We start from the raw sequence: 10,239 nt of genomic DNA, 5'->3' as shown, positions 1-10,239 counted from the left end.
GCCTGGTGGATAACGCCAGTATTATTGTCGACGGCAACAATGGCCAGGTGACCCTGTCACCCAGTGACATGGTGCTGGCCGAGTACCAGAAACTGGCCAATGATCGCCGCTCCCTGATGAAGCAGTTGGAACGGCTGCGGGAATTGCCTTCCGTTACCCCGGATGGCACCGTTGTCACCCTCTATACCAATACCGGGTTGCTGGCCGACATTACCCCGGGGTTGTTCAGCGGCTCAGAGGGCGTGGGTCTGTATCGCACCGAAATTCCCTTTATGGTGCACGACAGTTTTCCTTCAGAGGAAGAACAGGTTGGCGTGTACCGCCAGGTGCTGGAGGCCTATCGGGGCAAGCCGGTGTACATGCGCACACTGGATATCGGCGGCGACAAGCCCCTGCCGTATTTTCCGGTCGATAACGAAGAGAACCCCGCGCTGGGCTGGCGGGGGGTGCGGTTTACCCTGGACAACAGCCAGTTGTTGATGACCCAGGTGCGGGCCATGATCCGGGCCGCGGGGAGCAGCGACGGATTGCGTATTCTGCTGCCAATGGTGAGTTCCACCAGTGAGCTGGACGATTTTGCCGAGCTGTTCGACGATGCCATGAGCCAGCTGGAGGCGGAGGGGTATGAAATAGTGCGCCCCAAGCTCGGCATCATGGTCGAAGTGCCGGCGGCGATTTCCCAGATACCCTTCTGGGCGGATAAACTGGACTTCCTTTCCATTGGCTCCAATGACCTGAGCCAGTATCTGCTGGCGCTGGACCGCGATAACCCCCGGGTCTCGGGGCGGTACGACCACGTGCATCCGGCGGTGCTGATGGAGATCCGACGCATCATTCAATTGGCTGCGGCGCATAACCTACCGGTCAGCCTGTGTGGCGAGATGGCGTCCGATCCGGTGGCGGTGGTGCTATTGCTCGGCATGGGGATGCGCACCCTGAGCATGAGTGCCGCCAAGCTACCGCAGGTGAAGTGGCTGATTCGCAGCCTGCCATTGACTACCGCCGAGAAAATAACAAAGCAGGCATTTGGTTGTTCCTATCCCGCCGCCATTCGCAAGTTGGTGCGGGAGGAACTCGAATCATTGGGGTTGCAGGATCTTTTCAGTTAGCGGGAACACATGGACATCCACAGCTTGTTCTCAATTTCCCCGTTTGACTGGCCGGCCATCGTCACAGCGGTGTTTTGCGATGCCATTATCGGCCTGGAGCGGCAACTGCGCGGCAAGCCGGTGGGCATTCACACCTCTGCGCTGATCACCCTGGGCACCTCGTATTCATGACCACGGCCCTGCTGATCAGCAACCAGCATACAGATCCCTCCCGGGTGATCGGGCAGGTTATTACCGGCATCGGCGTTCTCGGCGCGGGGGTTATGCTGGCTCGGGATGGTGTCGTACTGGGTGTGACATCCGCCGCCACCATCTGGGTGCTCGCCTCCATCAAGTTGTCTCTTATCAATATTGCTATTCTTTACGGTGTGGATCTGCTGGAAGAGCACACCCTGGCATTCAGTCGCGGCGTGCATGCCAGGTACCTGGGGCGGCGCGGGCGGGATGACCGGAACACTTTTTCTGACCGCTAATTTATTCGGAAACAAACCATGTCGAATCTTTTGCTGGTAGTCGATAACCTGGCTGATATCCAGGGAGTGGGTGTAGACGACCGCGTTATTACCTTTGAGCAATACCTTGAAGATCACCCCAAAAAGGGCGAGAAGACGCTCAGCCTGATCAACCTCTGCGACAGTGAAAAATATCTGAGCCGCGGCTATTACTGTTCGCTGTTGGCCGAAGCACGGGGGCACCGGGTGCTGCCATCGGTGAACACGATTAACGACCTGCGCAGCAAGCTGCTCTATATGTCCCGCATTACCGGTGAGCTGTTGCTCTCTGGCTCCAACCCGGGGCAGGAGGGAGAGCGCAAGACGTTCTATGTGAATTTCGGGGTGGCATCCGATGCCGGCTTTAGCAAATTCGGTCAGCGATTGTTCTCCGTGTATCCGGTGCCGATGCTGAAAGTGGTGCTGTTCTGGGAGGGTGGCTGGCAGGTGAAAAGCATCAGCCCCATTTCACTGGGAAAGCTGCCCAGGACAGAGCGCCCCAAATTCATTCAGGCACTGCTCAAATTCAACGAGAAACGCTGGCAGAGCCCGAAGAAGAAGAAGGCCTACCGCTGGGAATTGGGCATCCTGGTGGACCCCGCCGAGGTGCTGCCCCCCAGCAACAAGGAGGCCTTGAACCGGTTTGTGAAGGCTGCCGCAAAATGCAATATCAACGCGGAACTGATTACCGCCAGGGATTATCACCGCCTGGAGGAGTACGACGGGCTGTTCATCCGCGAAACCACCGCCATTGACCACCACACCTTTCGTTTTGCCCGCAAGGCGGAAATCGAGGGCATGGTGGTGATTGATGACCCCACCTCCATTCTGCGCTGCTGCAACAAGGTGTTTTTACAGGATGCCTTTACCTACAAAGGGGTGCCCTCACTGAAAACCGCCGTGCTGTCCACCCATGATCCCGAGGATCTGGACATGGTGGAGAAGGAGTTTGGCTACCCCGTGGTGCTGAAGGTGCCGGAGGGGTCCTTTTCCAAGGGCGTTTTCAAGGCCAATAATCGGGAGGAATTGGCATCGCACCTGGATGAGCTGTTGAAAACCACCGCCCTGGTGCTGGTGCAGGAGTACCTGTATACCGATTACGACTGGCGCATCGGCGTCTTCAACAACCGCCCTCTCTACGCGTGTCGCTATTACATGGCCCGCAACCACTGGCAAATCTACAACCACAACAGCAAACGCTTCAGCTCCGGGGGCTTTGAAACGCTGCCCACCTATGAGGTGCCCAGGGAAGTGCTGGATGCCGCCCTGCGGGCAGCCAAGGTGATCGGCAGCGGTCTTTACGGTGTGGATATCAAACAGCAGGGCAGGCAAGCCTTCGTCATCGAGATCAACGACAACCCGAACATCGACTACAAGGTCGAAGATGCCTACCTGGGTGATGAGCTGTATATGTTGGTGATGACTGAGATGGCCCGTCGCCTGGAGTTGAAAGGCCGCTAGACGGAAGCTGATCGACAGCCAGACATTAAAAAACCGGCGACTGGCCGGTTTTTTAATGCAGATTGTAATTAGCCGGCAGCCAGCTCTTTCAGATGCGCATTGAGGCGGCTTTTGTGACGGGCAGCCTTGTTCTTATGGAGAATGCCTTTGTCCGCCATGCGGTCAATAACCGGTACCGCTGCAGTAAATGCCGCCTGTGCCGCTTCCAGTTCGCCTGTGGCGATGGCCGCATAAGTTTTCTTAATGTAAGTGCGTACCATGGAACGCAGGCTGGCGTTGTGCTGGCGACGCTTTTCGTTTTGTTTCGCGCGTTTGCGTGCTTGGGGTGAGTTAGCCACCTGTGTGCTCCTCTCAAAAATGAGTCTGAATTCAAGGCGCGGGAATATACAGCTTTTGTCCCAGCAGATCAACCTAACCTCAGCATAAAAACACTGCCCGGTGGTCCGCACCGCCTCCGCTGTTGACCGATACCCTAATTGATAGGGGGACAGGCGGAGAGATAGGGGTATCTCGCTACCCTCGGCCGTATAAAGTCACTATGATTTGCCCTTTCACGGGGTTGGCGGCCAGGGCGGAACCATTTTGCAGCAGCAGGACACAGACCACTCATCTCAGGCTCAGGAATCCCCTGTTGTCGGCGCGCCGGTTTCGGCAGGGCCGCTGCCACCCGCCAAACCGATGCGGGGTCTGCTGCGCTCCAGCGGCGTGGTCGGCAGTATGACCATGCTGTCCCGGATTCTGGGGTTGATCCGCGACATGGTGTTCGCTCGGGTGATCGGTGCCGACGCTCTGGCCGACGCCTTTTTCGTGGCCTTTAAAATACCCAATTTCTTTCGCCGTCTGTTTGCCGAAGGGGCCTTCTCCCAGGCATTCGTGCCGGTGCTGGCCGAATACCGCGAAAAAGGCAGCCAGGCGGCGGTCAAGGCTCTGCTGGATAGTGTCGCCGGGGTTTTGGGCTCGGCGCTGATTGCCCTGACACTGGTGGTGGTGCTGGCTTCACCCTTGGTTACCGGGTTGTTTGCCTTTGGTTTCTGGCTCGACTACCCGGATAAATTTGCCGCTGCCAGTGATATGCTGCGGATTACTTTCCCCTACCTGTTGCTGATCTCCCTGACCGGGTTGGCCGGCGCCATCCTCAACAGTTACGACCGCTTTGCCGTGCCGGCCTTCACCCCGGTATGGCTGAACATCACCCTGATTGCCGCGGCGCTGGTCGCCGCCCCCTGGTTCGATATGCCGGTTTACGCCCTGGCCTGGGGGGTGTTGGCTGCCGGTGTGGTGCAGCTGCTATTTCAACTGCCGTTCCTGGCGCGTATTCACATGGTGCCGCACCCCCGGATGGACTGGCGCGATAGCGGTGTCAGGCGCATTTTGCGGTTGATGGCGCCGGCCATTTTTGGGGTGTCGGTCAGCCAGATCAATCTGTTGCTGGATACGGTGATCGCCTCGTTTCTACCCACCGGCAGCATTTCCTGGCTGTATTATTCAGATCGTTTGTCCGAACTGCCGCTCGGAGTGTTCGGTGTGGCCATCGCCACGGTGATCCTGCCGAGTCTGTCCCGCCAGCACGCGGCCCAGACCCCGGAGGTGTTCAGCCGCACCCTGGACTGGGCACTGCGGATGATTTTGCTGGTTGCCGTTCCCGCCGCCGTCGCGCTGGTGATATTGGCCGAGCCGATCCTGTTGTCACTGTTCTACTACGGCGAGGTGATCACCGCCCGCGATATGACCATGGCGGCCCTGAGTCTGCGGGCCTATGCCTGCGGACTGGTGGCCTTCATGTTGATCAAGGTGTTGGCGCCGGGCTATTTCGCCCGTCAGGACATGAAGACGCCGGTGAAAATTGGTGTTATCGCCCTGGTGAGCAATATGGTATTGAACCTGGTGTTTGCCGTGCCCCTGCATCTCTACTGGGGGATAGGACATATGGGATTGGCCCTGGCGACGGCCATTTCGGCAATGTTGAATGCAGTGTTGCTGCACAGGGGCTTGCGCCGCCTGAAGATCTATCGCCCCGAACCCGGTTGGGTGCGCTTTTTACTTGTTCTGGTGTTGGCTTCAGGGATGATGGCGCTGGTGCTGGTGGTTTTTCTTCACTACATGCAGGACTGGCCCTTGTGGGCCTGGTGGCAGCGGGTGGGCAGGTTGGCCCTGGTCTGCAGTACGGGGGCACTGGTGTACGGCGTCTGTCTGCTGCTGGGCGGGCTGCGCCTGTCACATTTGCGCCACCGCTAGGTAAAGGCGGTCGGCTTTCGGTCGTGCCCCCGTGGGGATAAATGCGGCCCACCACAAAAGTGACGGGCCCCGGAGACTGCGCCTGTTTTCACCTTTTCGGCTGGGTTATACTCCCGCCTTCGTTTTTTCAGGTATGAGCGCCTGTGGCCGGGGACCAGTGACCGGGATAAAGAGACAGTTTATACGCGGGTTGCGCAATCTCCGACCGGAACACCGGGGCTGTGTGGCCACTATCGGCTCGTTTGATGGGGTACACCGGGGCCACCGGGCGATTCTGCAACAACTGCGGGACAAGGCTGCTGAATTTCAGCTGCCTTCGGTGGCGATAATCTTCGAGCCCCAGCCCCAGGAATTTTTTTCCGGTGAGCAGGCGCCAGCCCGGTTGATGCGCCTGCGGGAGAAAGTGGAAGCCCTCCTGGACGAGGGCGTGGATCGGGTGCTGTGCCTGCAGTTCAATCGGCTGCTGCGCAGCCTGTCAGCCCGCCAGTTTATCGATCAGGTGTTGCTGGACGGGCTCGCGGTGCGCTGTCTGGTGGTGGGCGATGATTTTCGCTTTGGCCACGATCGCAGCGGCAATTACCAGTTGTTGCAACAGGTGGGGGCGGTGCAGGGTTTTGAGGTGATCGATACCCACACCCTGGAATATGCCGGTGAGCGCATCAGCAGCACACGCATTCGCCTGGCGCTTGAAGCCGGCGATTTTGCCCTGGTGGAAGCCCTGTTGGGGCGGCCCTACCAAATCACCGGGCGGGTCGTGTACGGTCAGCGGCTCGGCAGGCAGTTGGGTATACCCACTGCCAATGTGCAACTCAACCGCTACCGGGCACCCTTGAGTGGGGTGTACGTGGTCGAGGTACTGATCGATCAAATGCCCCGGCCCGGTATCGCCAACGTGGGGGTGCGCCCGACGGTGGGGGACCTGGTCAAGCCGGTGCTGGAAGTCCATTTGCTGGATTATGACGAGCCCCTTTACGGCCTCAGGATTCACGTGGCGTTTAAACAGAAGGTTCGAGAGGAGCGCAAGTTCGATTCACTTGAACAGATGGTAAAACAAATTCATAACGATATTGCCGTGGCCCGACAGTACTTTGCCGGGCGCCAATTTGATGCTGGTAAAAGATGACTGACTATAAAACGACCCTCAATCTCCCGTTCACCGACTTTCCCATGAAAGCCAACCTGGCCCAGCGTGAGCCTGCCATGTTGAAGGCCTGGCAGGATGCCGGCCTCTATCAGAAGGTGCGAGAAGAGCGTCGTGGCCGCAACAAATTTATCCTCCACGATGGTCCGCCCTACGCCAACGGCGACATTCATATTGGCCATTCCGTCAACAAGGTGCTGAAGGATATTGTGGTCAAATCCCGTACCCTGAGCGGTTATGACGCGCCCTATGTGCCGGGCTGGGACTGCCACGGACTGCCGATCGAACACCAGGTGGAGAAGAAAATCGGCAAGGCCGGGGTGAAGGTGGATTATCGCACCTTCCGGCAGAAATGCCGGGAGTATGCCCGCCGCCAGGTGGATGGGCAGATGAAGGATTTTGTCCGCCTCGGGGTGTTGGGGGACTGGGACAATCCCTACCTGACCATGGATTTTCGCTTTGAAGCCAACATCATCCGCGCCCTGGGCAAAATCATTGCAAACGGTCACCTGGTGCGGGGCTTCAAGCCGGTGTACTGGAGCGTGGTCGGCGCCTCCGCCCTCGCGGAAGCGGAAGTCGAATACCAGGACAAGACTTCATTCTCTATCGATGTGGCCTTCCCGGTGGTGGATGTCGATGCCTTTACCAAGGCGATGGGTGCGGTAGCGGGCGAAGGTGAAATAGCGGTCGCCATCTGGACCACGACCCCCTGGACGCTGCCCTCAAACCAGGCCGTCAGCATCCATCCGGAGCTGGACTATGTGCTGGTGCAGTGCAATGCCGGTAATGGGCTCGGTCGCTACCTGCTTGCAGAAGAGCTGCTGTCCTCGGTGATGACCCGTTGGGGGGTTGAGGATTATCAGGTGGTGGGCCGCGCCAAAGGCGAACGCTTTGAAGGACTGTTGTTGCAGCATCCCTTTTACGACCGCCAGGTGCCGGTGTTGCTGGGCGAGCATGTCACCACCGAGGCCGGTACCGGCTGTGTCCACACGGCGCCGGATCACGGTATGGATGACTTTGTGGTGGGGGGCAAATATGGAATTGGCACCCTCAACTATATCGATGACAACGGTTACTTCCGCGACACAGTCGAAACCTTTGCCGGTGAACACGTTTACAAGGTGGATGAGAAAGTTGTCGAGTTGTTGCAGGGGCGGGGCAAGTTGCTCTCCTGCGGCAAAATTACCCACAGCTATGCCCACTGCTGGCGGACCAAGACCCCGCTGATCTATCGGGCAACCCCCCAGTGGTTTATCGGCATGCACCAGAATGGGTTGCTGGATAAAGCGAAAGCCGCGGTCAAAGGCGTGACCTGGCACCCGGGTTGGGGGCAGGCGCGCATCGAGGCGATGCTCGAGAATAGTCCCGACTGGTGTATTTCCCGGCAGCGCACCTGGGGTGTACCCATCGCGCTGTTCGTGCACAAAGAGAGCGGAGAGATTCACCCGAACACTGCGGAGCTGATTGAAGCTGTCGCCCAGCGGGTCGAGGAGCAGGGCATCGATAGCTGGTACGACCTGGACGCCAGCGAGCTGTTGGGCGCCGATGCGGACAATTACAGCAAGGTGACCGATACCCTGGACGTCTGGTTCGATTCCGGTGTGACCCATTCGGCAGTGCTCGATGCCCGTGAACAGCTGAGCTATCCGGCGGACTTGTACCTGGAGGGTTCCGACCAGCATCGCGGCTGGTTCCAGTCTTCACTGAAGACGGCCATTGCCATCAAGGGCAACGCACCCTACAGGGCGGTACTGACCCACGGTTTTACCGTGGATGCCGACGGTCGCAAGATGTCCAAATCCCTGGGCAATGTGATGTCACCCCAGCAGGTGGTCAATGATCTCGGCGCCGATGTGCTCCGCCTCTGGGTGGCCGCCACGGATTTCAGTGGCGAGATGAGCGTCTCCGATGAGATTCTCAAGCGCACCGCAGACTCCTACCGCCGTATTCGCAATACCGCCCGTTTTCTCCTTTCTAATCTGAATGGTTTTGACCCGGCCAGGGATCTGGTCCCCGTTGAAGACATGTTGGCCCTGGATCGCTGGGCGGTGGGGCGTGCGGCCCAGTTGCAGGCGGAGATTGTCGCCGCCTACGAGGGCTACCAGTTCCACCATATCTACCAGAAGCTGCACAATTTCTGCGTGACCGATATGGGCGGCTTTTACCTGAATATCATCAAGGACCGCCAGTACACCTGCCAGGAAGACTCCCTGGCGCGGCGCTCGGCTCAGTCGGCGATTTACCAGATCGCCGAGGCCTTTGTGCGCTGGATTGCCCCGATCATGAGTTTTACCGCGGATGAAATCTGGCCGTTTATTCCCGGGGAGCGCTGTACCTCGGTGTTCCTGGCGGAGTGGTGGCCCATTCCCGCGGTGGCGGAAGGGGTTATTCCGGATGCGGACTGGGTGCTGATCGCCAAGGCCCGCAATGCGGTCAATAAAGTACTGGAGAGCAAAAAAGAGGTGGGTATTCAGAAAACCCTGGAGGCAGAAGTGACCCTGTATGCCGATGGCAATCTCTACAGTGCGCTGGCGAAACTGGGTGATGAGCTGCGTTTTGTCCTGATCACCTCGGAAGCCGCTGTGCTGCCCCTGAATGAGGCTGCTGGCGCCGAAGCGACCGAGCTGGACGGTCTGCTGCTCGATGTGCAAAAAACCTCCCATGCCAAGTGTGTGCGTTGTTGGCACCATCGTGCCGAGGTGGGCACTTTTGCCGATCACCCGGAGCTGTGTGGGCGCTGTGTCGAAAATGTCGCGGGTGCCGGTGAGCGGCGCCTGTTCGCCTGACGCCCCCGTGTCGATGGCCAAGCCGAATTGGCTCCTCGCCCGCTGGTATGTGCTGGCAGTGCTGGTGGTGATCCTGGATCAGCTCAGCAAGCTGTGGGTTTCATCGGCGTTGCACTATGCTGAAACAGTTCAGCTGCTGCCCTTCCTGAACCTGACACTGGTACACAATCCGGGTGCCGCATTCAGCTTTCTCAGCGATGCGGGCGGCTGGCAGCGCTGGCTGTTTGCGCTCATTGGCATTGCGGTCAGTCTGGTTATTGTCGTCTGGATAGCCCGCTTGGCGCCGTCCCAGCGGTTGTTGTCGCTTGCCCTCTCGCTCATCCTGGGGGGGGCTGTGGGCAACCTGTGGGATCGCGCAATCCTGGGGCATGTGATTGATTTTATTGATTTGTACTATCATGGCCGGCACTGGCCGGCATTCAATTTGGCGGATTCGGCCATTACGCTTGGTGCGGTGTTGTTGGTTGTAGAGAGCCTGTTCGCCGGAGGCGTGAAGAAAGAGGAGGCAAACAATGAGTGAGTTATCGGATATCTCCCGCTTGGCAATTGGGCCAAATACCAAGGTGACACTGCATTTCTCCCTTTCCCTGGAGGATGGTGCCGAGGTGGATTCGAATTTCGATAGCCAGCCGGCCACGTTCGTTGTGGGTGATGGCAACCTGTTGCCTGGTTTTGAGGAGGCGCTGTTCGGACTGATGGCAGGGGAAGAGGGCATGTTCAGTATCCTGCCAGAGCAGGGATTTGGCGCCCATAACCCCAGTAACATCCAGCGTTTTTCCAGGAAGGACTTTGCCGCAGATCTCGACCTTGCTCCGGGGCTGATGCTGTCCTTCGCCGACGCCAGCCAGGCGGAACTGCCCGGCGTCGTCGCCGAAGTGGAAGGTGATGTGGTGCTGGTGGACTTTAACCATCCCCTGGCGGGCCACACCATCACTTTCGCGGTGAAAATTCTCGATGTTGCAGCAGCGGTGACCCATTGATGGAAATCCGGCTCGCCAATCCCCGGGGTTTTTGTG

General features: G+C 58.6%; 10 protein-coding genes. 9 read left to right on the top strand and 1 reads right to left on the bottom strand.

From position 1 onward, the window contains the following. The 4 genes from ABY948_RS08340 to ABY948_RS08325 form a co-directional block, all read left to right on the top strand. A partial coding sequence (locus tag ABY948_RS08340) for a phosphoenolpyruvate--protein phosphotransferase (protein WP_461482068.1) occupies positions 1-1,109 on the top strand: 1,109 nt, incomplete at its 5' end. A 9-nt stretch (positions 1,110-1,118) separates the two neighbouring features. Further along, positions 1,119-1,280, top strand: a complete 162-nt coding sequence (locus ABY948_RS08335; protein ID WP_461482067.1) for a hypothetical protein — start codon at positions 1,119-1,121, stop codon at positions 1,278-1,280. Beyond that, positions 1,277-1,582, top strand: a complete 306-nt coding sequence (locus ABY948_RS08330; RefSeq protein ID WP_461482066.1) for an MgtC/SapB family protein — start codon at positions 1,277-1,279, stop codon at positions 1,580-1,582. Before ABY948_RS08335 ends, ABY948_RS08330 begins: the two co-directional genes overlap by 4 nt. Positions 1,583-1,600: 18 nt before the next feature. Then, complete coding sequence (locus ABY948_RS08325) at positions 1,601-3,061, top strand: RimK family protein (protein WP_461482065.1); 1,461 nt, start codon at positions 1,601-1,603, stop codon at positions 3,059-3,061. 68 nt (positions 3,062-3,129) lie between these two features. Here the strand turns inward: ABY948_RS08325 and rpsT are convergent, their stop codons facing one another. Then, the gene (rpsT, locus tag ABY948_RS08320; RefSeq protein ID WP_461482064.1) at positions 3,130-3,399 is read right to left on the bottom strand and encodes a 30S ribosomal protein S20; all 270 of its coding nucleotides are present in this window, start codon (positions 3,397-3,399) and stop codon (positions 3,130-3,132) included. A gap of 340 nt (positions 3,400-3,739) precedes the next feature. Between rpsT and murJ the strand changes: the two genes are divergently transcribed. The 5 genes from murJ to ABY948_RS08295 all read left to right on the top strand — a co-directional run bounded on the left by murJ (position 3,740) and on the right by ABY948_RS08295 (position 10,203). Then, a complete protein-coding gene (murJ, locus tag ABY948_RS08315; RefSeq protein ID WP_461482070.1) occupies positions 3,740-5,296 on the top strand; it encodes a murein biosynthesis integral membrane protein MurJ in 1,557 nt (518 codons plus the stop codon). Positions 5,297-5,429: 133 nt separating this feature from the next. Beyond that, positions 5,430-6,419: a bifunctional riboflavin kinase/FAD synthetase gene (gene ribF, locus ABY948_RS08310; RefSeq protein WP_461482063.1), complete on the top strand. Its 990-nt coding sequence runs from the start codon at positions 5,430-5,432 to the stop codon at positions 6,417-6,419. Further along, on the top strand, positions 6,416-9,223 hold the full coding sequence (ileS, locus tag ABY948_RS08305; RefSeq protein WP_461482062.1) for an isoleucine--tRNA ligase: 2,808 nt from the start codon (positions 6,416-6,418) through the stop codon (positions 9,221-9,223). The genes ribF and ileS overlap by 4 nt, the downstream gene beginning before the upstream one ends. Next, complete coding sequence (gene lspA, locus ABY948_RS08300) at positions 9,186-9,743, top strand: signal peptidase II (RefSeq protein WP_461482061.1); 558 nt, start codon at positions 9,186-9,188, stop codon at positions 9,741-9,743. Before ileS ends, lspA begins: the two co-directional genes overlap by 38 nt. A 10-nt stretch (positions 9,744-9,753) precedes the next feature. Then, the gene (locus ABY948_RS08295) at positions 9,754-10,203 is read left to right on the top strand and encodes an FKBP-type peptidyl-prolyl cis-trans isomerase (protein ID WP_461482069.1); all 450 of its coding nucleotides are present in this window, start codon (positions 9,754-9,756) and stop codon (positions 10,201-10,203) included. The last annotated feature ends 36 nt before the right edge of the window (positions 10,204-10,239 follow it).

Source organism: Porticoccus sp. (genome assembly GCF_041592135.1).
Taxonomy (GTDB): Bacteria; Pseudomonadota; Gammaproteobacteria; order Pseudomonadales; family Porticoccaceae; genus Porticoccus.
Note: the sequence above shows the minus strand (reverse complement) of the source record. Positions and strands in the feature narration are given on the sequence as shown.